The sequence below is a fragment of the Millionella massiliensis genome (assembly GCF_900104655.1).
GTDB classification, from domain to species: domain Bacteria; phylum Bacteroidota; class Bacteroidia; order Bacteroidales; family Rikenellaceae; genus Rikenella; species Rikenella massiliensis.
In genome coordinates this window covers 430,455-452,602 of the sequence record NZ_FNWD01000002.1, presented here as the reverse complement: position 1 = coordinate 452,602, position 22,148 = coordinate 430,455, and the positions used below count along the sequence as shown (strand labels likewise).

The following is a 22,148-nucleotide window of genomic DNA, read 5'->3' as shown; positions in this document are numbered from 1 at the left end:
TAACTACTTGGGATTTGTTATTTTTGTTGCAGGGCTATTACGGAGGGCGCACTCCAGCCGTCGAGGAAAAAGCTGCCTTCTCCTGTAATCAGCCACATGGGGGACACTTTGTAGTCTCGCACAAGATATTCGAGCCATGCTACCTGGAATATGTCTCGTGAGGGTTCTTTTTCGAGTGTATTCAGGTTCCACCGATTTATCCCGTAACGGTTGGTGAAGGTTTGTTTTCCCCGAATGACTTTGTTGGCCTTCAGTATTTGCAATGCTTCGAAGAAGCGTTTTACGATTACTTGGCTTTGGTCGGTTTGCATCGAGAGTATTATTTTCTGTGAATTGTGCATTGATATTAGCTGTGATTTTCTGAGCAAACAGAAGTAGCTTCAATATCAATGTATTCGGTCAATGTTATTCGCTGTTAAAAATATAATGACACAGAAGAAGTCAAATTGTCATAGAGCCTCTATGCCTGCTTTTAGCAAAGCATTATCGAAAAAGTCTGCATTATTGATGGTGAACTTATATTCACTAGGAGAGCCAAACCTGTTAGCTACTGCAATAAATTTTATTTGACCTCCGGATTTCAATAATTTCATTATGGTATCATAATCTTTTCTCATATCATAACCATCCCGGGAGACGCCGTTATCTCCACTATCACTATTAAAAGTCTCAAAGGAATATTGCGTTCCATTAGCATCCCTTGCTGTAAATACAACTATACCTTCTCCTTTTATTGGATGATTGCGAGCATATTCATATAGCTGTATACGAATACTTTTTTTATCTATTAAGAAGCGTACTGCTAGATCTGAGTTCGTGGTGGCTGAATTACTAAATGTCCCCATAATATCTGTAGAAACATACGCTTCGCTCGTCTGGTCACCAAAATTGTCTACATAATATCCAATCTGCCATATTCCGAGATTGTCAATGTTGGCCAGTCGAATACTATCTTTTATTCGTTTCTCTTCTATAGCCCTTTGCTCTGATGCTTTTTGTTTGAGTTTTGGCTCTATAGATTGAAAATACGCTATTTGATTCGATTCAGGGTGTTTAGTTTTTAATTGTTGAATGTATTGTTCTGCAAGGATATAATTCTGAGAATCATAAGCGTTTTTAGCCAGATTAACTAATCTTGCCTCTCCATTTTTCAATTCATCAATTTCCTTATTTAAGGTTTGGATGACTGTAGTTAGTGAGTCACAAGTTGTTTGTAAAGCCGCATATTGTTGCTCGGAAATACGTCCACAACTCATTAATGTAAAACTAGTTGCCAGCAAAAGGTAATAGCGTGTTTTCATAGTTGTTCAGAATTATGGTTTTGAATTATTTTATTGCCCTGCTTAGCATGGCGTAGTAAATTCCGGGTTTCTTTGTAGTGTGCTTCACTCTTTTTATTGCAGTTTGGATTTTAGCTTATTAAAAGTGTCAGGAGTTTCGAGTTCTCCCCAATAGAATCGAGTATATCGTGTCCGGTCAAAGCTCTCATGTTTCTCATACACGAACAATCCGTGTTTGTCGCACAACACGATCACTGATGATTCCAGCAGTTTCGCATATGAATACGCCTGCTTGAAGCACTCTTCGAGCTGGATGTTATTTCGTATTTCCAACTTAGCCTCAATCAATACTTTTGCAGTCTCATAATCGGGCGTATCATCATAATGGAGCGCATAATCCGGAAAAATGCGATGCCCTCTCCCGGCATGGATCGACAACTGACGACGATAGTCACGATTCTCGATATAGCCCATTTTATTGAGATAGTATTCAAGGAGTTGCGTTTCGACATCGCGCTCTTTCTCTATGTTCAAAGCAATAGGCGCAGGAGGGGCATACAGTTTTGGCAAATTATCTACAGCTCCTCTTTTGGATCGGATTAACCGCAGTAATTCATTATAATCCTGCCCTGTGATTTGCCACCCATTTACACCCTGAAATTTCTTTCTCACAAGCGGATGCTTCGAGAAGTAATTGTCTGCTTGTAAGTCTTTTAATGAAATAGGGGAAAGCGATTGGTATTGTCCCATATATACCCATGAGTACCAATGAAAAAACGGGTCGATTATTCCATCAGTTATGGCTATCCACATTGCAGTGATCGCACTAACCGGGGCCGTCTCGTAATGGATCAAGATATCGCCTCGTTTTGTCGCTACATTTGATTGCCATGAATTGATCTTATCAGATGTTTTATCTGCTTCGGGCAGAACGCCACCGATAAACCAGGCATTCGCAGGTCGAGGAAGGTTGTCGTTTTTATCTGTTTGTATAACGTTAGGGGCAAAATCATAAATGAAGGCGCACAGTTCCTCTGGAGACAAGCCATTCTCGCAGCGAAACCGATAGAACATTTCGCACAATTCCCAGTAGTACATGCAACGGGCACGATAGTCGCTTTTCTTTGGGTAGGACGGTAATTCCATTTCAAAGTAGTCGGCCAAGTTTTTCAAAGCATAAGCATTGTACTGGAAGAAGTTTGGGAAATAATACTCCTTGCATCGAACGTACAAGCCAAATGACACAGGTGCGGTAAGTTGCAATGCGACCTCATAATCTTTAGGGAGTAAGGTTTGGCAACCTTCTATGCGTATGCCAAGATCTATTATTTCCATATATACCTGCTTAGCATCGTCGAATGATTCGATATCCGAATCATAAGCACTGCTAAACACATCGTCACAGATCATTGCAAAATCAGTTTTAGCAAGGAAGTTTAGCTGAGGGTTAAACTTAACCGCTGCTTCATAACAATCCTCGCCAGTTTCCGGATCGAACAATGCAATAGTTGCTTTGCCTACATCAGACGACGTGTACAAACTCCATGTATATGGGGAAAACTTCATAATAGTCTTTAAGTGGCGTGTGTCGTTTGGATCTATGCTTGTCTTTAGAAGATTCGCTTTGCACAACCGATGATCTGGAACACACCCAAGACAATCGACTTATGGATATCCTGCTCGTCAAATTCCGGGTTTACTGGCACCAATCGCAAATAGTCTTCCCCTTTGGCCGATTTACGCACTTTTTTCACTGTGCGATACTCACTGGTGACGATTCCGTAGACTTCACCATATAAAATGTAATTCTGCCAATCTTCGATTTTTTTCAGCGCAATCATGTCTCCATGGCTAATGAGCGGTTCCATGGAATGGCCTGTAATATTGGCCCAGGCATCGGCTTTGTTGTAAGCCGGGAAGTCTATGTAGTAATCGGGATTGCGGGATTGGTCGTTCAGCACCACATCAAAGCCGCCGATAAAATCCACGTCGTAATACGGCACTCCTCTATGGGTGGCCGATACGGAATAAGAGGACGGTGTGGTTTTCAGCATATCGCCCTCTCCAGTGAGCAACCAACCAGTATTAAGGTCGGGAAATTCGATAGCAATGCTTTTAATTTTATCAGGTTGAATAGACTTTCGCATAGATCCAACAAAAGCTGCTGAAACTCCAATACGTCGTCCAAATTCAGACTTTGAAATATTTTTAAAGTCCAAATACTCAATAAGTCTCTGTTTTACTGTACTTTCCATATTGGGCCTTAGCTTTGGTAAAAGAAATGCTCAAAAATCACTTGCATAATTAAAGCATTGCTTTTATATTTGCAGTGTGGTTCTACAACAACTGAGCAACACTGTTTCAAAAGTAAGAATAAAACGATAATAAAACAATGCCATGGACGCAACGATAACAGTACCTGAAATGATCTATTCGGACGTGGCTCAACGTATCAAAGACACGGCCGAGGACAACTACGACGGCACGATGACTTTCTGTCTGCTCGACGAACAATTCGAGGACAAAGCCGGCATGATCTACAGCATCAGTGCTGCGGGCTGTATCTACTACACGCCTACCCGCGAAGTCTGGGGGGACGACTATTGGATTCGCAGTGTGTCATTCAACTACGGCTCTTGCGAAATTCTCGACGAAGACGGCGAACAGATCGCTAACGACTTTGACGAATACAAACTCGAAAATTATATCTGCTAATACCCTAAAACGAATCGCTATGAAACGCAACGACCTTTCAAATATCATGCGCCGGGCGTGGGTATTTTACCGCACCACGGGCAAAGCGTTCGCCGTATGCCTGGCTCGTGCATGGGTACTGTATCGGCTGATCAAAAGAATGCGTACCGGCGTGGTGGCTTTTGCCTACGAAAAAGCTGACGGCACACTGCGGCACGCCAAAGGCACACTGCAAGACGTTGCCTCGCTGGTAAAGGGCACCGGCAGAGACACCCCGACTACGATCAAATACTATGATGTCGAGGCCGCCGGTTTCCGCTCCTTCAGAATTGAAAACTTGATAACCATCGATTGAACCGTACCAAACGATGATGAGCGACGAATTAACCATCATGTTAATTATTGGTGTAGTCCTTTTCGCCATGGTCGCTGCATGGTGCCGGACGCTGGCCGAAAAGCAAGGACACCATGACACGTCGAAACTGCGTGAGGCTGAAAGTGAAGCCACACGGTACAGCAGAACAGAAAAATACAGATAAACGGGTCTCCTGCCCGCTGCCAGAGTATCAATTAGGTTTGGGTTAAAGATAGATCACTGGGCAGGGGACTTTTTAATGACTTACACACAACAATGGTATGACGACAATAGACCTGAGAACCCCAAGAGAAAAAGCAATCGAAGAGAGACGCAAGGCGATATGCGAAGCATATCTCAAACTGAAAAACCAGCACCCGGATTGTAAGCCGAACAGAATTATGGATGCCGTCGCCAGGCAATTCGACATGTCGATCCCGGGAATCAAACGAGTCCTGATTGCCAAAGGACTCTACGAAACCCGATCCTCTCGCAAGGGGCGTGACTTGAACTAAGATCACATAGCATACGATAGACGGTTAAATGGATAGGCCGCAACTGCTTTGGTTGGTGATGATTCATTAACGGGTTCGATTCCCGCCGTATGCTCAAACAACTATCGAGTAGCCATGAATATGACAATTACAGACGACACGCCAATCGCAATGCTAACGGTCGGCCAACTCAAAGAGGTGCTGAAAGGGGGTATTCCTACGCAGGTTACCGTGCAAGAGGCGCCCAAAAAGAACCTTGTATTCGGATATCAGGGGCTGGCTGCTGCTCTGAACGTTAGTATCGGATGGGCCGGCAAGCTGATACGCAGCGGTAGAATCAAAGACGCTGTGACCCAAGAGGGGCGAACCATCATCATTGATCTGGACAAAGCACTGGATCTGCTGAAACAGAAGACCGGGGGACGCAATCGGTAATTACGCCAGCAGGCAACTGATCCCCAAACAAGTATAAACCAGTAACCATAACAGCCATGAAAGTAACAGCTATCTACGTGAAAATCGGGGCGAACCCCTTTAAGAGCAACCCCGGAGATTACAAGCGCACGACCGGCTATTTCGGTCCCAATGCAGACTATGACGAGATCATCCGCTGTGCTCAGGAGGCGACCCCAAAAGGGTATGAATTCGCCGGTATCGAATCGGAAACGAACTGACCCGACCATGTTCAACAGAGACTTCTACCCCACTCCTGATTCGGTAATCGAACGGATGCTTTTCCCGGTAGACATACGTGGGAGAGTCATTCTGGAACCGAGTGCCGGTAAGGGGCAAGGAGCAACATAAACAGTATGGCGATGGGAAAGACAAGCGAAAACATTTTCACCGCAATGAGCATCATAATGATCGTGCTGTTCGGTGTTAACCTGGTGCTCACTTGCAGAAGTTGTAGATCGAAAGAATCGTGCTCGCAATCGCAAGAACACTGCCGATCCACCATATTACCTCCTTCCACTTTACCGGATTCCGCAGACGCGGATATTTTGAAAGATACTGCATCCCGTAGTCGGACAGATACATGGCACATTGCCCCTTTTGATTGGAAACGTGACCGTATGCCATTCCCTTGTTTTGCAGGGCAAGCAATGCTGCCGCAAATAACTCCAGTGGCAGATCGGTGTCCGTATCTTGAATGAAATGGTTTTTGGCTCCGGCAGCAGCTTTAAGAACCGTCTTTTCATTGTCCGAAAGCTTTTGACGACAAATCATGCTTAAGAAAATTTTGGTAACAGACCAAAGATAGACAAAACCGGGCACCGACGGCCTTCAGGGGTAAGTTCTGGTGACGCATGGAAGTCGGCTGCGGTATTTTTCGGACACTGCAGATAACAGGCAAAACAACCTCTTAAACACAATACCTATGACACTGATTCGCAAACCGCACGAAATAGTCGTGCAACCCAAAATCAAGGCAATCATCTACGGCCAGCCCGGCTTCGGAAAAACGACCCTCGGTCTGTCGGCCCCGAAACCGCTGCTGATCGACTGCGACGGTGGCGTGCACCGCATCAATGTGGCGCACCGCACGGACACACTGCAGGTGTCGAGCTACAACGAAGTGCTCGACGTGATGCACGAAGATCTGTCCGAATATGAAACGATCGTCATTGACACCGGCGGCAAGCTGCTCGACTTCATGGCACAATACGTCATTGCCCGCAACCCGAAACTGGGCAAGCAAAACGGCGCCCTGACCCTGCAGGGGTACGGCGAAGTCAAGCAAGAGTTTACCGCATTCTGCAAGCTCTGCACCAGCAAGAACAAACACCTGATCTTCGTGGCCCACCGCCGGACGCTCACCGAAGGGGACGATATCCGTTACGTGCCGCTCTTCGGCGGATCCAACTACGACAGCCTTGTGACCGAACTCGACCTGGTCGGTTATGTTGAGATGAACGGCAACCGGCGCACCATTACGTTCAACCCCAGCAGCCGCAACGACGGCAAGAACACCTGCAACCTCCCGGCTGTGATGGAATTGCCCGTGGTGGTCGATGCCCAGGGTAACGGATTGCCGAACACCTTTCTGGCCGATTCCGTCATAGCCCCCTACCTCGCCTACCTGCACCGCAGCGAAGAGCTGCACCAGCAGTATCTCGACGTGATGGGGCAGATCAAAGAGGAACTGGAGATGGTCAACGACGCCGACACGATGAACCTCTTTGTCGCCAACATCAACAAGTTCGCCCACGTGGGCAGTTCGAAAGCCGCCTCCAAGACCCTTATCACGGACAAGGCTAAAGAACTCGGCCTTGTGTTCAACAAACAGACCAAGCAATATGAGCAGCCAGCAGCCTAAGGAAGAATGGCGAGACATTGCCGGGTTTGAAGGCTACTACCAGATCAGTAGCCTCGGGCGTGTTAAGAGCCTGAAACGCGGACGGCGCAGTAAGGAAAAGATACGGGTATTCTCTAAAGCTCCTAATGGATATTTCAGAATGGTTCTCTCTGTTGGCAATGTTCGTCGAACTATTGCTGCGCACCGAGCTGTTGCGCAAGCTTTCATTCCGAATCCAATGGGGTTTGAAACCGTCAATCACATTGATTTTGACAAGTCAAATAACAGTGTAGAGAATCTCGAATGGGTTTCGGTACAAGACAATATCGGGCACGCCTGTCGGCATGGTAAACATTACCGCAAACAGATAGTGCAATGCGATATTCAGGGTAGGCCTATCAAAGTATGGGAGTCGGCCTACAAGGTAGAACAAGAACTAGGTTACTTTTCCACGCTCATCTCAAGATGTTGTCGAGGAGAACAAAAAACTCACAAAGGGTTTAGATGGAAATTCTATGAAGACAATGAATTATAGGTTTTGGGCAACGTTACTCGACGCCTTCGAAGGGTACCTGCACAGCGACCGGATTTATCAGGAGTACTGGGGGAATTCCGATTCCCCCGGTAAAACCGAAGAGGAGTTCGAACGCGAGCAGTTCCAGGGGCTGATCGATCGCATCAACCGGGTGCCGTTCGACAGCGAAGCGGCCGATCGCGGAACGGCATTCAACGAGATTGTAGACTGTCTGATCCTGGGCCGCCGGTCGGAAAAGATGGAGATCGAGCGAGTATACAAGCATGGCAATGTCGATCCGTATGAAGTGTGCGACAGATTTTGCCGGGAAAGAAACTGTGATTTTAGCAGACAGTGCGGAAAGTATTTAGACGCGTACAATAGAGCTATAGATTCCCTTCCCAAGGAAGTTGAAGCATTGAAAGCCACCTTCAACAACCGGCAGTTCACCTTTCCGATAACCCTCTGCCGGGAGTTTGCCGACTACTACCGCGGCGCCATCCCGCAGGTGCTGACCAAAGCCCTGCTGCCGACGCGGTACGGGGTGGTGGAACTCTACGGGTATATCGACGAGCTGATGCCGATGAGTGTGCACGACATCAAGACGACCGGCAAATATTCGTTCGGCAAGTTCCGCCACCACTGGCAGCATCTGGTCTACCCCTACTGCCTCGAACAGAGCGGGAACCCGATATACGATTTCGAGTACAACGTGGCGGCTCTCTCGTTCAGCCGCACGGACGGCCGGTTGCTGAAAGCGGAGACCTTCACCGAGACCTACCGCTTCGATCCGGCGCGAGACACTCCCCGACTGGTCGAGCACTGCGAACTGCTCATCGAGTTTATCGAAGCGAACCGGCACCTGATAACAGATACCAGAATCTTCGGAGGATAGCATATGGCCAACATTGTACGTCGCCGGAACATTGTCACCGGCCGCAGATACTCCACCGCACAGGGCGAAGAGAAAACCCGGTGGACCACCATCGGCAAGATTTTTCAAGACGACCAGGGGCATGAGTTCATCAAACTGGACGTAGTACCGCTGGACTGGGACGGCTTCGCCTCCATCTTCGAAGAGCAACAACCCCAACGGGCACCGCAACCCCAGCAACCATATCAGCAGCCTCAGCCGGGTCAAGCCTACGGAGCCGGCTATGGGGCACCCAATTATCAGAATCCCGCACCGGGCCCCGCCGAGCAGAACCCGCAAGGCTCGCAAGCTCAGCAGCCACCTCTGCATACCGGCGCCCCGGCTCCGTGGGGCGGAGGCTTCCCGGGCGGACAGCCCGCCACACCTCCACCCGCCGCGCAGCCGCCGGTCTCTCCCAACGATGATCTACCCTTCTAACCTATCCTCCTGCCATGTTGCTCAAAATACTTCTGCCAACCGACAAACGCAAGATTATCGAATACGTGGAGCGGCTCCCCGAAGGGAAACAGTACACGGTCGAAATCAAGCTCAAACGCAAACAGCGAAGCGTGGACCAAAACCGTCTCTACTGGATGTGGCTGAAGTGCATCATGGATGAGACAGGCGAGCACAAGGATCGTTTGCACGAGCTATTCAAACAACGCCTGCTCGGGGTGGATGAGCAATGGGCATTGGGCAGGTACAAGATACTGATCCCCCGCTCTACCACAGCGCTCGACACCGCCGAGATGACCGCCTACCTCGAACGGGTGCAGCAGTTTGCCGCCACGGAACTCGGCATTGTGCTCCCCACGCCTCAGGACGACGCGTGGGACGATTTCGAAGCATACTACTCAAAATTCATTTAACCGAAACCAACAATGGAACAACAGAAAACCAGACGAACCCTCAAGTACGAATTTACCCCGGCCGAGATGCTGGATCTGGGCCGCGACCTGTCGGCCAAGAATCAGGAGCTGCGGCAGATCGAAGAACAGAAAAAATCGGTCGTGGCCGAGTACGGCAGCCGAATCGCTATCGCCAAGGAGCAGATCAGTTCCCTGTCGGACAAGGTAGCCTCCGGTTACGAGATGCGTGAAGTGACCGTAATGATCGACTACCACCTGCCCGTGCGAGGCAAAAAGACCCTCACCCGCATCGACACCGGCGAACAGTGGGAGGAGCCGATGAACGACACCGACCACAACCTGTTTAACCAGTGGGAGCAGCGGGAGGCCGAGAATGCCCAGGACGAAGAGAACGAGGAAACGGAGCTGGAGGCCGAGCCGATCATCAGCTCGACCGATGAAGTTGCCCCAGCCGTGAGTAAGCCGCGCAATGTCAGTGGTCAGTTCACCCGGAAAAACGCCTGAGCATGAGTGAAGCAAGTCTGCAAACGGCCTGTGTACAGTGGTTCAACCTTCAGTACCCGCAGTATCGCGGCATGCTGCTCCATGTGCCGAACGGAGGCTATCGGGAGTCGCGCGAAGGAGTGAACCTGAAAAAACAAGGGGTTGTTGCCGGTGTCGCAGACTTGCTTCTGCTTATCCCCCGCAAGGGGTTCGGATGCCTCTGTATCGAGATGAAGTACGGCCGCGGCAAACAATCCGACCTCCAGCGCGAGTGGGAAGAAAAGACCTCCCGACACGGCAACCTTTACCAGGTGTGCCGCTCTCTCGAAGAATTTATGGATACGGTCAATTCCTATCTGCTATGAGACAAATCATCGAACAAAATGGAGAGTTCGTCATCGCATTCGACTACTCCCAGCGGATCATCTCCGACGTGAAGCTGATCCCCGGCCGCCGGTTCGACCCGGTGCGCAAATGTTGGACGGCTCCGGCTACCTCCAAAGAGTTCGTACAGAAGCTGGCCAGCCGATACAGTTTTCTGGTCAAGGACGGCAGTACGCCGAACATCTTCCGGAACTTCGACTACACCGTACCGGAGATGCGCCCGCTGAGTGTCGATATACCGCTCAAACGGAACCTGTTCCCCTTCCAGAAAACCGGCGTGCAATACATCCTCGACAAAAAGCGGTTGATCGTAGGGGATCAGCCGGGACTCGGAAAAGCCCAACCATTGACCGCAAAGATCGCTACCCCCAACGGGTGGATGACAATGGGGGAGATGAAAGTCGGTCAGAAAGTCTTCGGGAAAGATGGTCGAATATATGAGGTACAAGGTGTATTTCCTCAAGGAACCCGTCCGGTATATCGCGTAACGTTGAATGACGGGTTCTGCACCGAATGCGACATTGAACACTTATGGTGTGTTCGTGATGTAAATAGGCGGCGTCGTGGACACGGATGGACGATTAAAACCCTAAGCGAGCTTTTGGAACGTGGAATAGAATACAGCGTCAGTGAAACGAGGATACAAGGAGGTCGAAAAGCTGTTCTCAAATGGGAAATCCCCATTATAGCACCAGTTCAATACCCTCAAAGGAAGTTTGTTATACCTCCGTATATCATGGGGCTTTTGCTTGGCGATGGATCGCTTTGCGGAGACGAGATTTGCATCTCTATACCGGATTGTGAGATAGAAACAGTGGGTCGTATAACGGCATTACTTCCTGAGAACCTCAAACTTCGGGTAAATCGGCATCCAGCCTGTCCCCAATACTTTATTTCACAGACCGGCACAACGCATAAGAATCCGTTCAAAGCCGAGATTGAACGATTGGGTATCAATGTGAAAGGGAAAGACAAATTCATTCCCGCAGAATACCTCACAGCCTCCGTTGAACAACGGGAAGAACTTCTGATGGGCTTAATGGATTCGGACGGAAGTGCAAAGAGGAACCGCATTACTTTTCATTCCTGTGCCCGCGGGCTTGTCGATGGGATTTCGGAACTTGTTCAATCGCTTGGCGGGCAGGCCATCATTCGTGAATACGATCGTAGTCATGAAGGAAAAAGTACGGAATGGCAAGTGAACGTGCGCATCAATCGTTGTCCATTCAAGATACAACGCAAGGTAGAAGAATGGAGAGTTGCCACTCGCAACTATGCGTCGAGGTATATTCAGTCGATCGAGTATGTTGGAAACGAAAAGGTTCAATGTATAAAGGTATCCGCACCCGATAGCCTCTACATTACCGACAACTATATCGTAACGCATAACACGGGTCAGGCAATAGCGGCCATCACCGCCGCCGGGGCGTTCCCCTGCCTGGTCATCTGCCCGTCGTCCCTGAAGGAGAATTGGCGGCGCGAAATCGAGCTGTGGACCCACCGAAAAGCCATGATCCTTACGGACAAGGTACGCAAGACATGGCCTCTGTTCTGGGAATCGAGGATGGTGGACTTCTTTATCGTGAACTACGAGAGTCTGAAAAAGTACTTCGTGACCGACATCCTGCAGCCCCTCCAGCCCGATGGCAAGAAAGCGCCGCTCCGATTGAACCACATCCGTTTCTCGGATCGCATCAAGCTCTTCGAGTCGGTCATCGTGGACGAAAGCCACCGCACCAAGGATCTCAAGACCCAACAGACGAAGTTCGTCAAGGGGATCTGCTCCGGCAAGGAGTACATCGTACTGCTGACCGGTACGCCGGTGGTGAACAAGCCCAAGGACATCGTATCGCAGCTGGGGATCATCGACCGCATCGGAGACCTCGGCGGCTACAAGAACTTCCTGCAGTGGTTCTGCGAAGACGACAACCGGTGGCGCGAGCTGAACGTCATGCTGCGCCGAACCTGTTTCTACCGTCGCGAGAAATCCGACGTGCTGACCGATCTGCCGGCCAAGATACGACAGGCTGTCCTGTGCGAGATCACCACCCGACGAGAGTACAACGAGGCGCTGAACGACCTGGCCGACTACCTGAAACGCTACCGTTCGGCCACGGACGAGGAGATCCAGCGCTCGATGCGGGGCGAAATCATGGTGCGCATCGGCATCCTCAAGAATATCTCGGCACGCGGCAAGATCGACGATGTGGCGGATTACGTGAGCGACGTGGTGGCAGCCGGTGAGAAGATCATCCTCTTCACCCACCTGCGGGACGTGCAGCAGCAACTGAAAAGCCGCTTCCCGGATGCCGTCACCATCTTCGGGGACGACGACATGGCCACCCGCCAGCGGCACGTGGATGCTTTTCAGAACAACCCGGCTGTCAAGATCATCATCTGTTCGATCAAAGCGGCCGGCGTGGGGCTGACCCTGACGGCCAGCAGCCGGGTCGCCTTTGTGGAGCTACCGTGGCACCCGGCCGACTGCGAGCAGTGCGAAGACCGCTGCATTGTAGAGGGCGAGCCTATACTAACTCCGGATGGATGGAAACCTATTGAGCAAATTAGGATTGGTGATAGGATTATCAATCGATTCGGAGAGATCGCAATTGTCAAAGATGCATGGAGTAAAGGGAATACGAAATTAGTTACAGAGATTACTGTAGAAGGCTTTGGAACGATGAAAACCACGAATGACCATTGCTATTTGACTTTGGACGGATGGAAAGAAGCCAGTTCTTTACTTCCGGGTGATAAAATTGTGATGCCGAAGCCCGAACGCAGTGAAGACGAGTTACGTGAAATCCCATTTGATCAAGACTGTCGAATCAATGATTCTTTTACAGGAAACTATGGTCAAACCATTTCTAATGGACGACTAATCAAAGCTCCTGAATCTGTGAACATCACAGACGACACCTTGTTTGTATTCGGATATTTCGTAGGAGATGGTTTTGCCTCTATTTACGAGGGCAAAGGACGCTTTATTTCCGTAGCCGGACACGGTGTCAAAAAGAAAGATTCGCTCGAAAGATGCAAAAAATGGTTTCGTTCAATCGGGTTACATTGTGGTGAATATCAAGGGCGGGATGCCGGTCATGAAATACGAGCTTATTCAGGCGAGTGGGCCATGTTCTTCAAAAAGCACTTTGGAGACAAAGCACAAGGGAAACAATTACCTGAATTTTTGATGTATCTAAATGAGCGGCAAAGCAGAGTGATATTGTCCGGTTTGATGAGTAGTGATGGATATTATAGAAAAGGTCGCTATGAGTATGTTACGGCTTCTGACAAATTGTGCTCGCAGGTTGCTCGATTGATTCTACGCGCTGGATATAGGCCTACAGTTTCGAAAAATACGACAGGACATCATGTGATTGCCTATTCTGAGTCTCAAACGAGTAATGCAGCATTAGTGCAATCAGTGTATACGTACTTTCCGAAAAAGAAAAATGGGATTCGTCCTCGTGTCTACGATATAACCACGGATGATACAGAATCATTTGTATTAGGCCTGTCTGTAGTTCATAATTGTCATCGCATCGGCCAGACCGACAGTGTGCAGTGTACCTACTTCCTGGGGAAAGATACCATCGACGAGGACATCTACCAGCTGATTGCCGAGAAACGCGACATGAGCGATCAGATCACGGGTGCCCGCAACGAGGTACAGGAGAGCGTGATAAACGGGGTCATTAACATTTTGACAAACAGGTAATGGCGAATATCAAGACATCTCTCGATTACTACCGGGTCGATACGGATCGGTATCAGGACATCCGCATCAAGCGACTGAAGAAGGTGTTCCGAGGGACGGGTATCGCCGTGTACGATTACATCCTATGCGAGATCTATCGGGTACGAGGCTGTTACATTGAATGGGACGAAAGTACTGTCTTTGACGTGGCCGAGTATTTCGACTTGAAGGAGACGCAGGTGAAGGAGATTGTGAACTACTGCTGCTCTGTGGGTCTTTTCGACAAAGAACTGCTGGCAAGCGGGAGTGTCCTAACCTCATCGGCCATCCAACGCAGATACATAGAGATGTGCACGGCGGCCAAACGCAAGGAGATCATTATTCCGGAACAATACCGGATTATTCCGGAACAATCGAAGAATATTCCGGAAACATCCGCGATTATTCAGCCAGGTTGCCGCAAAGTAAAGAAAAGTAAAGTAAATAATATCCCCCCTTTATCCCCCCTTGGGGGAAACGAACCGGACAAAACGAGAGAGGAAGCCCCCACTTCCCTACCGGACGATCCCCCGGCTGCGCCGGGAAAAAAAAGAAAAAGTTGCGCCAAAAAGAAAGAAGCGCTCGATACCTCCTTTGTCGAACCTGCGTTCCAACCCATCGTGGCAGATTGGCTTGCTTACAAGTCTGAACGCGGACAGACCTACCGACAAAAGGGGTTCAACGCCTGCTACTCGAAACTCCTACGCCTGTCGCGGGGAGACCCTGCCACGGCCCGGCAGATCGTCGAGGAGGCAATGGCCAACAACTGGGCCGGATTCTTCGAACTCAAACCACAAATAAACACCCATGACACCCGAACAACTGACCGACGTACTCTCCCGAATAACCCCGTCTACCGCAGCGACGACGACTTTTAAGATCGACCAACCGGTCGATCAGGTGCGTCAGATCCTCGAAAAATGCTATGAAGCGGAGGTACTGGCCCGCCGGGGACGGTACGACGCCACACCGGAGATCGAAGGAATGCTGACCACGGTCAGCCGCTGGTTGTGTTCCGACCGCAAAAAACCGGGACTGATGCTGTGCGGTCGGTGCGGAAACGGGAAAACGACCATGGCACGTGCCGTCTGCCGCCTGATCGAAGTACTGAACCGACGTAACGTCTGGACGATGACTGCCTCCACTGCGGCCGACCTGCAAATCAAAGATCCCGAACGGTTCAGCCGCTTCAAAACCGCAACTCAGATTTTCATCGATGACCTGGGGACCGAACCGGTCGAGATCAAAGATTTTGGGACGGTTCGGATGCCCCTGGTCGAGATCCTGTACCACCGCTACGAGACAATGAAATTCACCCTGTGTACCACCAACGAAGATGACCAGAGCCTGAAGGTCAAGTACGGCGAATGAATCGCGGACCGAATGGACGAGATGTTCAACCGCCTCGCTTTCGGGGCGCAAAGCTTCAGGAAATGAGCAACACCCAAACAACTTGAACGATGAAACTGATGTACATAGACCTGTTCTGCGGTGCCGGTGGTACCTCCACTGGCGTTGAGAACGCACGATACAACGATCAGCAATGTGCTAAGGTTGTTGCCTGCGTAAATCATGACGCAAACGCCATTGCCTCGCACGCCGCCAACCATCCCGATGCTCTCCATTTTACGGAAGATATCCGGACGCTGGAACTTGCGCCGCTGACAAATCACCTCAATGATATGCGGCGACAATATCCCGATGCATTCGTAGTTCTGTGGGCCAGTCTCGAATGCACCAACTTCAGCAAGGCAAAGGGGGGACAACCTCGTGATGCGGACAGCCGCACTCTTGCCGAGCACCTCTTCCGGTATATCGAAGCTATCAATCCCGACTACATACAAATCGAAAATGTGGAAGAGTTTATGAGTTGGGGCGACCTCGACGAAAACGGGAAACCCATCAGCAAGGATGCCGGCCGACTGTACAAACGCTGGGTGACTAACGTGTGCGGCTATGGCTACCGCTTCGCACATCGCATACTCAATTCGGCCGACTATGGAGCTTACACTACCCGCCGAAGGTTCTTCGGCATATTTGCCAAAGGTTGCCTGCCGATCGTATTTCCGGAACCGACTCACAGCAAAGATGGAACCTTGGGACTGTTCGGCCGATTGCAGCGATGGAAACCCGTACGGGAAGTGTTGGATTTTTCGGATGAGGGGGAAAGCATATTCGGACGGAAGAAACCGCTTGTCGATGCGACGCTAAAACGGATCTACGCGGGTCTGGTCAAGTTCGTCGCCGGAGGAAAAGAGGCGTTCCTGATCAAATACAACTCCATGAGCCGTACCGGAAAATACCATGCTCCCGGCATTGACGAACCGTGTCCGACGATAGCTACTCAGGGAAGGCTCGGAGTGGCTCAGGTGAATTTCCTTTCCAAGTATTATGGAGGTAGTCCGGAAGGTAAAAGCGTGTCGGTAGAAGAACCGGCAGGCACCATTACAACGAGAGATCACCACTCGTTTATCACGGCATATTACGGGAATGGTCACAATCACGGCATTGACGCACCTGCCCCGACACTGACGACGAGAGATCGCCTCGCATTAGTGGACATGCAGTACGGGAACGGAACTCCATATGGCATCCATAATCCGGCACCGACGGTTACGACCAATCCTAAACATCATCTCGTTATATGCCGGACAGACCATTACGACAGTGCAATAGCCATAAGCCCGAACGACAGCCCGACAATGGCAAAAATCAAGCGATTCATGGCCCTGTACGGGATTGTCGATATCAAAATGCGGATGCTGCGCATACAAGAGTTGAAGCGGATCATGGGGTTTCCCGCTGACTATGTTCTCGTCGGGACACAGGCTGACCAAAAGAAATTCATCGGTAATGCTGTGGAGGTGAATATGGCCAGGGTATTGTGTGAGGCGCTCTGTGCGCAACTGATTCAGCAGAACCTCTGTCCGGGAAAAAAAGTCGCATAATGTTTCAGAATATGATAACCAACGCACGATTCACGCATTACGGGCGAATGAAACTGATGATGGATCAGTACGTCGCCTATCCACCCAAACCTACGGAGACGGAGATCGAACAAACCTATTACGCCATTGATATGCTGCTCTTCGTCGCCTGTTTAGTGACTATCACCTACGACCTCACCCGGGCACTCGAACACGCCGGGATGCTCCGCCACGAAATTAAACGTGCAATGACCCGAATGGACACGATAACCGCCAGCGTAAGCAAACAGGCCGACCACGTATTCAGGGCCCGAACCGAACACGGAATAGCCGACATGAGCCTCCCCTACATAGATCGATCCGATATATGCTACCGGATCATTGACGAATCGGTAGCCGGAGTCGAAGAGCCGCTGGAGGTCTCGAAATACAAGAGCATCGCCATTGCCCTTGTGCAGCTTATCAGTGAGTACAACTCCCGGCTGAGCTACCGGTTCCGCTTCGACCACGCCGGAGAGCTAAAAGCTATTCCCGGCCTGTTGAAAAAGATCCCGGCACCGGTGAACGAGCTGGCACCGACCATCATTCGCCAGAACGTCACTGCGAAAAACTTGAACATTAAAATCGTTGAATAACATGGAAACGAAACTGAAATTCAAAGGAACACCCGGGCCGTGGGAAATCGCAGATATTGATGATGGATGGAAAGATTGCGTGTCAGCTCGTTCTGCAAATGGCAATGTTATCGCGGTTGCCGAAACTGACAATAAAGAGAAAGCCGAAGCTGACGCTCGCCTTATCGCGGCTGCTCCTGAGTTGCTGGAGGTATCGCAAGAGATGGCCTCAGAACTTAAGAGAATTTCTGGTTTGCTCAAAGGTCTTAAAAATAGCTCGCTTATCGACAAAGCAGAGGCAGTAATCAAAAAAGCACTGGAGGAACAGTAATGCGTGAAATTAAATTCCGAGGGAAAAGCCTTGAAACAGGCGAATGGATTTTCGGTGACCTTATAGAGAATCAAGGGAGATTCTTTATTTATAAAGCATCCTCTGAAACAACCTTTAAAGATGATGATGACGGTCAAATTGTTCTTGTTGCGAAAGAAGTCGATCAAAAAACCGTCGGCCAGTACACGGGGCTGAAAGACAAGAACGGGAAAGATGTGTGGGAAGGAGATATTGTGATGTTGGAATACAATGATGAAGATTATCCATCGCCGACATACCCATTTGTGATAGTATTTAGTTATGGGGCATTTTGCATTGCAGAAGACAAAGAAACACCATGGGCACCGATATATGATCATGGAATTATGGAATTGATTGGAAACCTTTGGGACAACCCCGAACTGCTGAAAGGAGGTGAGGAATGAAAACGCTTTACCTGCCCCTCAAAAAGCAGTGGTACGAAATGATTGAACGCGGAGAGAAGCGCGAGGAGTACCGGGAAATGAAACCATATTGGCAGAAACGGTTGATTGAGACTCGTAAGACTTATCCACAAAGTCCTGTTTCTTGTGACAGTCTAAAGCGCATCGATGCCGTGTGCTTTTCATATGGCTACACAAAGCGAAGAATGACGTTCGAGTGCGCCGGCATCACAATCGGGAGAGGTCGCCCAGAATGGGGAGCCCCGAAAGATGAGGTGTTTGTAATCAAGCTCGGAAGGCGAATATCCTAAAAAATTAGCAACAGGAAAATGATAGCTATTAATACAATACCGCAGGAACGATATGCCGATCTTCTTGCACAAGCAATGGGGAGAGTCAGACAAAAGCTATCAAAGTTGATAGATGAAGAGTGTAGTAAAATGATTCAATGTGAGAATCAGGGTGATGATGAGAAAGCGTTGATTCATGAATTTAATATACGGGCATTGCAAAAGGCGAATAATGCAATCACATTGTCCCCCAATCAGATTTTACGGATCGAGAAAACAATGACTAAAAAATCAGCAACAGAAAAATGAACATAGCAAGACGATCTAAATTCACTTTTAGACATGATTGGATAGCTAATGGATCAATACAAAAACATAGTGGCAGGCAATATTGGCGATGAGATTGTGCCATCAAAGCGGCGTGGAGGATGTGTCTGTGATTGTGATTATGGATTTATCTTTCTTGATAGTTTTGAGCAGTATTGGCACTACGCTTTCCTTCGAATCACTCAGCGCAGAAAAGAGTCCGATAAATACCTGAATCGATGCCTGGCGGGCCATAAATAAAAAGAAGTTCCTCCGTGTTGGCAGAGGAACTTCTTTGTGAGCAATAAATATGTTACTTACGTATTATCACAGGAGAAGGTAGTTGTATGGTGTTGCTGATTCTGGGTGCTGATTTAGTATTGGTTATAGGCTCGTATTTGTCTTTTGCTGCAAACTCTTCAAATGAATATGTTTCACCCGCAAGTCGTTTGATACGTTTAACAATAGCTTCACGTGAAGGGGCATTGAAGTATGCGCAACTAATATTCATCATACTATATTCTTCTGGACGCCACACCCCATGAGCATATAGGTTACCTCCTTCAACAAGGCCCGTATACGATGAATATCGAGGATCCGAAAGCATATGTTTCCAACGCACTTGTTCCGGATCTGAGGAATACGAGATATTGGCATTCCAACCATATGTTTGATATAATTCATTCTCATGTTCAATAAATTCTGGCGGGAAATACTCGTTGTTATAAACATACTCATCTGCCAACTTCCCAACACCATGACCAACAACTTCATGTATGAAAGTCGCTTCGAATGTTTTCTCATAAAATCCATCTACAGGGCGGTGCATTCCAATGTATGCTACTGCCGCATCTTGTCCATGCCAGAATGTTGTGCCGGCATAAGCACTGATATTCAACGCAACAGCAATGGTAACTTGGTCAACCGAATGGATGGGAGCTTTTTGAGCATATTCAAAACATTTGTCATCATTGCCCGACACATATACACCATCACCACCAAAGGTGGCACTTAATGCAGTCTCATTACCATAGCCGAATTGCTCATGTTTAGATACAGCTTTGACTGCATATACATTGAAATATTCCCGGTAGGATTTCATGGGTTCCAATGCGAATAGATATTCGTAGGCTTCCTGCATGGCTTGTTCATATTTTCCACCGGAATCCATGTCGCGGTCAACAAATCCATCCCCTAATAGTACGATGTCCACACCTTTTCCTTGGGTTGCAGTTTGTAAAGTCATTACCTCACCGTCTGCGGAATAGTCCGATGATTCATAAGATGACCCCAAAGACAAAGTATAACCCGGTTGTTGGGGTAATATATTTTGGGCAACACCCCATGACTCAAAGTTAGGGTTCTGTTTAAAATCTTCAGGAATTTGGCCCGACATACGGTTGCCATACGTATGTAATGTCAATAAATTAGTTAGTGTCGCAAATCCTTCAGGGAGTGTACCTTCCAGATCGTTGTCATTTAAATAACAATGTTGCAAGTTTGTCAGTAATGTCAAAGATGAGGGAATTGTACCGGATAGTTTATTGTTGTTTAATGTTATATAAGTTAACGATTTTAAATTGCTAATATTTTCTGATATTATCCCTGTTAATGCGTTGCACTCAAGGTGAAGTTCCTGTAATTCTGATAGATTATATATCCAGTTTGGAATGTCTCCAGATAGTTTCATTCCCCCTAAAGAAAGGTGTGTTAATTTTTTTAGATTTTGAATCCAATCCGGAATAGGCTCTGAAATAGAACGGCCGTACCAAGCGCCAACTATAGCTAAGTTCTCTAATTGAGTCAAAGCTCCCAGTTCTTCTGGTAGCGGACCAAAATCTCCACATAAAAATAAATATTTCAGATTTGACAAATTACCTAAACTTGATGGAATATTTCCAGAGAGAGGACTTCCTGGTGAAGTATTTGAATTCATGCTAAGATGTTCAAGACTTTGAATTTCTCCGATAACAGCAGGAATCTCCGTAAAATTGTTAAGATCAAGGTTTAATATCTGTAATGCTGTAAGCTGTTTTATCTCATCAGGTAAAGATCCCGATAAATTATTCTCAGGTAAAGAAATCTCAGAGACTCTTCCCGTTGTATAATTAGTAGTTACACCATACCATTCATTGATAGGCTTATCACTACACCAATTGTCATTATGAGTCCAATTATTACCTCCTGTTGCATTGTATAATGCTATCAAGGCTTCTCTATCTTGTTGAATTTCTTCCTTCCCTGTCTGTTCGATATATACCGTATCAGACAGGCTGCTGTTCCTGTCTAAAAAGACAATCTTACCCGTCCTTTTTTGGGCATCGTTGGGTTGTACTGCAAATGACAAAGGGTATATTACTAATCCTTTGGTTTGAATCTGAGTAATCCAGTCATCCAATATTTTGACTTCGAAATCAATATTACTTTTGACTTTTACGTCAATGCTCGTTTCTTCACAAGATAATTCATACCTCTCTTTCGATAAGAGCAGTGCATTCTTCTTCTTTTGATAAACTCGCAACGACTTGCTTGTAGAGCCTGAACGAATTCTAATGACGGCTGAACGATCGTCGTAATTTTCGTTTGGCTCTGCCGTAACAGTAACGGTAGCTTGTCCTGCAGCTCCACTCATAGGCTCGACAGTAAGCCACTCCTCTACACCCTTGGTCTCAGACAAAGAGATCGTCCATGCTGCGGATGAAGAAAAGGTTAATGTACTTTGGGCATTGTCGTCTGGCAAAGTTAAATCGGGTACATCTATAGTAATTTCTTCATCTTCTCCTGAGGGAGGGGGAGGTGTCGGAGCCTTCTCTTTACTACATTGTGAAAATGTACATAGAGTTATCAAGGCAATGAAAAGTAATCTTGATTTCATATTGAACTGTATTATGGTTAGATTTACTTCTGTTGGTTGTGGAGATAAGATGCATTCAAATATACTAATTAAAAATAAATATATCATAATAACACAAATATTGTGTTGCGTACGCTTGGTGTGATATAATTAACAGTTGATGAGCGAGAAAGTATGATTTCTGAACTGAATGCAGAATATCAGGTAATCCATGCACAATTTCCTAAGCGAATAAAAAAGGGGGAGAGTTCGCGATTTATAATGAAATCAAGGTGTAGGAGCTATACAAGATCATAGACTGCACCAAGGACTGAGCGACTCCGGAATCCAATGGCCAAGATCACTTACAAAGAGTAGAATTGTGACATGTTAAAGTGCGTCGTCTG

At 48.0% G+C, this 22,148-nt stretch carries 26 protein-coding genes; 20 read left to right on the top strand and 6 right to left on the bottom strand.

Features of this window, described 5'->3' with window-relative positions; genetic code table 11:
• Window positions 1-17 precede the first annotated feature (17 nt).
• The 4 genes from BQ5379_RS01975 to BQ5379_RS01960 all read right to left on the bottom strand — a co-directional run bounded on the left by BQ5379_RS01975 (window position 18) and on the right by BQ5379_RS01960 (window position 3,535).
• Complete coding sequence (locus BQ5379_RS01975) at window positions 18-311, bottom strand: hypothetical protein (protein WP_071135501.1); 294 nt, start codon at window positions 309-311, stop codon at window positions 18-20.
• A gap of 138 nt (window positions 312-449) precedes the next feature.
• Entirely contained in the window at window positions 450-1,301 is an 852-nt protein-coding gene (locus BQ5379_RS01970) for a hypothetical protein (RefSeq protein ID WP_071133885.1), read from the bottom strand.
• A gap of 93 nt (window positions 1,302-1,394) precedes the next feature.
• Window positions 1,395-2,846 carry a hypothetical protein gene (locus BQ5379_RS01965; protein WP_071133884.1) on the bottom strand — a complete coding sequence of 484 codons (1,452 nt, stop codon included), beginning with the start codon at window positions 2,844-2,846 and terminating at the stop codon, window positions 1,395-1,397.
• 44 nt (window positions 2,847-2,890) lie between these two features.
• Window positions 2,891-3,535 (bottom strand): LexA family transcriptional regulator, encoded by a 645-nt coding sequence (locus tag BQ5379_RS01960; protein WP_071133883.1) that lies wholly within the window; start codon window positions 3,533-3,535, stop codon window positions 2,891-2,893.
• Window positions 3,536-3,677: 142 nt separating this feature from the next.
• Here BQ5379_RS01960 and BQ5379_RS01955 point away from each other — a divergent pair, with 142 nt between their 5' ends.
• The 5 genes from BQ5379_RS01955 to BQ5379_RS01940 all read left to right on the top strand — a co-directional run bounded on the left by BQ5379_RS01955 (window position 3,678) and on the right by BQ5379_RS01940 (window position 5,497).
• Window positions 3,678-3,995, top strand: a complete 318-nt coding sequence (locus BQ5379_RS01955; protein ID WP_143039365.1) for a hypothetical protein — start codon at window positions 3,678-3,680, stop codon at window positions 3,993-3,995.
• A gap of 19 nt (window positions 3,996-4,014) precedes the next feature.
• A complete protein-coding gene (locus BQ5379_RS01950; RefSeq protein ID WP_071133881.1) occupies window positions 4,015-4,329 on the top strand; it encodes an SH3 beta-barrel fold-containing protein in 315 nt (104 codons plus the stop codon).
• Window positions 4,330-4,342: 13 nt separating this feature from the next.
• A complete protein-coding gene (locus BQ5379_RS11185) occupies window positions 4,343-4,513 on the top strand; it encodes a hypothetical protein (RefSeq protein WP_159431196.1) in 171 nt (56 codons plus the stop codon).
• A gap of 445 nt (window positions 4,514-4,958) precedes the next feature.
• Window positions 4,959-5,258 (top strand): DUF3853 family protein, encoded by a 300-nt coding sequence (locus BQ5379_RS01945; protein ID WP_071133880.1) that lies wholly within the window; start codon window positions 4,959-4,961, stop codon window positions 5,256-5,258.
• A 56-nt stretch (window positions 5,259-5,314) separates the two neighbouring features.
• Complete coding sequence (locus BQ5379_RS01940) at window positions 5,315-5,497, top strand: hypothetical protein (RefSeq protein ID WP_071133879.1); 183 nt, start codon at window positions 5,315-5,317, stop codon at window positions 5,495-5,497.
• 217 nt (window positions 5,498-5,714) lie between these two features.
• On the opposite strand, the gene BQ5379_RS01935 is transcribed toward BQ5379_RS01940, so the two are convergent.
• Window positions 5,715-6,050 carry a hypothetical protein gene (locus BQ5379_RS01935; RefSeq protein ID WP_071133878.1) on the bottom strand — a complete coding sequence of 112 codons (336 nt, stop codon included), beginning with the start codon at window positions 6,048-6,050 and terminating at the stop codon, window positions 5,715-5,717.
• A gap of 151 nt (window positions 6,051-6,201) precedes the next feature.
• Between BQ5379_RS01935 and BQ5379_RS01930 the strand changes: the two genes are divergently transcribed.
• The 15 genes from BQ5379_RS01930 to BQ5379_RS01855 all read left to right on the top strand — a co-directional run bounded on the left by BQ5379_RS01930 (window position 6,202) and on the right by BQ5379_RS01855 (window position 18,911).
• Entirely contained in the window at window positions 6,202-7,140 is a 939-nt protein-coding gene (locus BQ5379_RS01930) for an ATP-binding protein (protein ID WP_071133877.1), read from the top strand.
• Entirely contained in the window at window positions 7,121-7,654 is a 534-nt protein-coding gene (locus BQ5379_RS01925; protein ID WP_071133876.1) for an NUMOD4 domain-containing protein, read from the top strand. The genes BQ5379_RS01930 and BQ5379_RS01925 overlap by 20 nt, the downstream gene beginning before the upstream one ends.
• The gene (locus BQ5379_RS01920) at window positions 7,644-8,528 is read left to right on the top strand and encodes an HNH endonuclease (protein WP_205408186.1); all 885 of its coding nucleotides are present in this window, start codon (window positions 7,644-7,646) and stop codon (window positions 8,526-8,528) included. Before BQ5379_RS01925 ends, BQ5379_RS01920 begins: the two co-directional genes overlap by 11 nt.
• Window positions 8,529-8,531: 3 nt before the next feature.
• Entirely contained in the window at window positions 8,532-8,984 is a 453-nt protein-coding gene (locus BQ5379_RS01915; RefSeq protein ID WP_071133874.1) for a hypothetical protein, read from the top strand.
• Window positions 8,985-8,998: 14 nt separating this feature from the next.
• The gene (locus tag BQ5379_RS01910) at window positions 8,999-9,415 is read left to right on the top strand and encodes a NinB/YbcN family protein (protein WP_071133873.1); all 417 of its coding nucleotides are present in this window, start codon (window positions 8,999-9,001) and stop codon (window positions 9,413-9,415) included.
• Between the two features lie 12 nt (window positions 9,416-9,427).
• The gene (locus tag BQ5379_RS01905; protein ID WP_071133872.1) at window positions 9,428-9,919 is read left to right on the top strand and encodes a hypothetical protein; all 492 of its coding nucleotides are present in this window, start codon (window positions 9,428-9,430) and stop codon (window positions 9,917-9,919) included.
• A 2-nt stretch (window positions 9,920-9,921) separates the two neighbouring features.
• A complete protein-coding gene (locus BQ5379_RS01900) occupies window positions 9,922-10,263 on the top strand; it encodes a VRR-NUC domain-containing protein (protein ID WP_071133871.1) in 342 nt (113 codons plus the stop codon).
• Complete coding sequence (locus BQ5379_RS01895) at window positions 10,260-14,000, top strand: SNF2-related protein (RefSeq protein ID WP_071133870.1); 3,741 nt, start codon at window positions 10,260-10,262, stop codon at window positions 13,998-14,000. The genes BQ5379_RS01900 and BQ5379_RS01895 overlap by 4 nt, the downstream gene beginning before the upstream one ends.
• Window positions 14,000-14,896: a DUF4373 domain-containing protein gene (locus BQ5379_RS01890; protein WP_071133869.1), complete on the top strand. Its 897-nt coding sequence runs from the start codon at window positions 14,000-14,002 to the stop codon at window positions 14,894-14,896. Before BQ5379_RS01895 ends, BQ5379_RS01890 begins: the two co-directional genes overlap by 1 nt.
• Entirely contained in the window at window positions 14,826-15,389 is a 564-nt protein-coding gene (locus tag BQ5379_RS01885; RefSeq protein ID WP_143039364.1) for a P-loop NTPase family protein, read from the top strand. The genes BQ5379_RS01890 and BQ5379_RS01885 overlap by 71 nt, the downstream gene beginning before the upstream one ends.
• Window positions 15,390-15,478: 89 nt before the next feature.
• Window positions 15,479-16,966, top strand: a complete 1,488-nt coding sequence (locus tag BQ5379_RS01880) for a DNA cytosine methyltransferase (protein WP_071133867.1) — start codon at window positions 15,479-15,481, stop codon at window positions 16,964-16,966.
• Between the two features lie 11 nt (window positions 16,967-16,977).
• Window positions 16,978-17,580: a hypothetical protein gene (locus tag BQ5379_RS01875; RefSeq protein WP_143039363.1), complete on the top strand. Its 603-nt coding sequence runs from the start codon at window positions 16,978-16,980 to the stop codon at window positions 17,578-17,580.
• A gap of 1 nt (window position 17,581) precedes the next feature.
• Window positions 17,582-17,890 carry a hypothetical protein gene (locus tag BQ5379_RS01870; protein WP_071133865.1) on the top strand — a complete coding sequence of 103 codons (309 nt, stop codon included), beginning with the start codon at window positions 17,582-17,584 and terminating at the stop codon, window positions 17,888-17,890.
• Window positions 17,890-18,315: a YopX family protein gene (locus BQ5379_RS01865; RefSeq protein ID WP_071133864.1), complete on the top strand. Its 426-nt coding sequence runs from the start codon at window positions 17,890-17,892 to the stop codon at window positions 18,313-18,315. Before BQ5379_RS01870 ends, BQ5379_RS01865 begins: the two co-directional genes overlap by 1 nt.
• A 326-nt stretch (window positions 18,316-18,641) precedes the next feature.
• Complete coding sequence (locus tag BQ5379_RS01855; RefSeq protein WP_071133863.1) at window positions 18,642-18,911, top strand: hypothetical protein; 270 nt, start codon at window positions 18,642-18,644, stop codon at window positions 18,909-18,911.
• Window positions 18,912-19,221: 310 nt separating this feature from the next.
• Here BQ5379_RS01855 and BQ5379_RS10960 read toward each other — a convergent pair whose 3' ends face one another.
• Complete coding sequence (locus tag BQ5379_RS10960; protein WP_159431194.1) at window positions 19,222-21,783, bottom strand: BACON domain-containing protein; 2,562 nt, start codon at window positions 21,781-21,783, stop codon at window positions 19,222-19,224.
• Window positions 21,784-22,148: the final 365 nt, after the last annotated feature.

Coding starts and splice junctions, on each gene's coding strand:
- BQ5379_RS01975 (WP_071135501.1), bottom strand. CDS start 311: ATGCAAACCGACCAAAGCCAAGTAATCGTAAAACGCTTCTTCGAAGCA.
- BQ5379_RS01970 (WP_071133885.1), bottom strand. CDS start 1,301: ATGAAAACACGCTATTACCTTTTGCTGGCAACTAGTTTTACATTAATG.
- BQ5379_RS01965 (WP_071133884.1), bottom strand. CDS start 2,846: ATGAAGTTTTCCCCATATACATGGAGTTTGTACACGTCGTCTGATGTA.
- BQ5379_RS01960 (WP_071133883.1), bottom strand. CDS start 3,535: ATGGAAAGTACAGTAAAACAGAGACTTATTGAGTATTTGGACTTTAAA.
- BQ5379_RS01955 (WP_143039365.1), top strand. CDS start 3,678: ATGGACGCAACGATAACAGTACCTGAAATGATCTATTCGGACGTGGCT.
- BQ5379_RS01950 (WP_071133881.1), top strand. CDS start 4,015: ATGAAACGCAACGACCTTTCAAATATCATGCGCCGGGCGTGGGTATTT.
- BQ5379_RS11185 (WP_159431196.1), top strand. CDS start 4,343: ATGATGAGCGACGAATTAACCATCATGTTAATTATTGGTGTAGTCCTT.
- BQ5379_RS01945 (WP_071133880.1), top strand. CDS start 4,959: ATGAATATGACAATTACAGACGACACGCCAATCGCAATGCTAACGGTC.
- BQ5379_RS01940 (WP_071133879.1), top strand. CDS start 5,315: ATGAAAGTAACAGCTATCTACGTGAAAATCGGGGCGAACCCCTTTAAG.
- BQ5379_RS01935 (WP_071133878.1), bottom strand. CDS start 6,050: ATGATTTGTCGTCAAAAGCTTTCGGACAATGAAAAGACGGTTCTTAAA.
- BQ5379_RS01930 (WP_071133877.1), top strand. CDS start 6,202: ATGACACTGATTCGCAAACCGCACGAAATAGTCGTGCAACCCAAAATC.
- BQ5379_RS01925 (WP_071133876.1), top strand. CDS start 7,121: ATGAGCAGCCAGCAGCCTAAGGAAGAATGGCGAGACATTGCCGGGTTT.
- BQ5379_RS01920 (WP_205408186.1), top strand. CDS start 7,644: ATGAATTATAGGTTTTGGGCAACGTTACTCGACGCCTTCGAAGGGTAC.
- BQ5379_RS01915 (WP_071133874.1), top strand. CDS start 8,532: ATGGCCAACATTGTACGTCGCCGGAACATTGTCACCGGCCGCAGATAC.
- BQ5379_RS01910 (WP_071133873.1), top strand. CDS start 8,999: ATGTTGCTCAAAATACTTCTGCCAACCGACAAACGCAAGATTATCGAA.
- BQ5379_RS01905 (WP_071133872.1), top strand. CDS start 9,428: ATGGAACAACAGAAAACCAGACGAACCCTCAAGTACGAATTTACCCCG.
- BQ5379_RS01900 (WP_071133871.1), top strand. CDS start 9,922: ATGAGTGAAGCAAGTCTGCAAACGGCCTGTGTACAGTGGTTCAACCTT.
- BQ5379_RS01895 (WP_071133870.1), top strand. CDS start 10,260: ATGAGACAAATCATCGAACAAAATGGAGAGTTCGTCATCGCATTCGAC.
- BQ5379_RS01890 (WP_071133869.1), top strand. CDS start 14,000: ATGGCGAATATCAAGACATCTCTCGATTACTACCGGGTCGATACGGAT.
- BQ5379_RS01885 (WP_143039364.1), top strand. CDS start 14,826: ATGACACCCGAACAACTGACCGACGTACTCTCCCGAATAACCCCGTCT.
- BQ5379_RS01880 (WP_071133867.1), top strand. CDS start 15,479: ATGAAACTGATGTACATAGACCTGTTCTGCGGTGCCGGTGGTACCTCC.
- BQ5379_RS01875 (WP_143039363.1), top strand. CDS start 16,978: ATGATAACCAACGCACGATTCACGCATTACGGGCGAATGAAACTGATG.
- BQ5379_RS01870 (WP_071133865.1), top strand. CDS start 17,582: ATGGAAACGAAACTGAAATTCAAAGGAACACCCGGGCCGTGGGAAATC.
- BQ5379_RS01865 (WP_071133864.1), top strand. CDS start 17,890: ATGCGTGAAATTAAATTCCGAGGGAAAAGCCTTGAAACAGGCGAATGG.
- BQ5379_RS01855 (WP_071133863.1), top strand. CDS start 18,642: ATGATAGCTATTAATACAATACCGCAGGAACGATATGCCGATCTTCTT.
- BQ5379_RS10960 (WP_159431194.1), bottom strand. CDS start 21,783: ATGAAATCAAGATTACTTTTCATTGCCTTGATAACTCTATGTACATTT.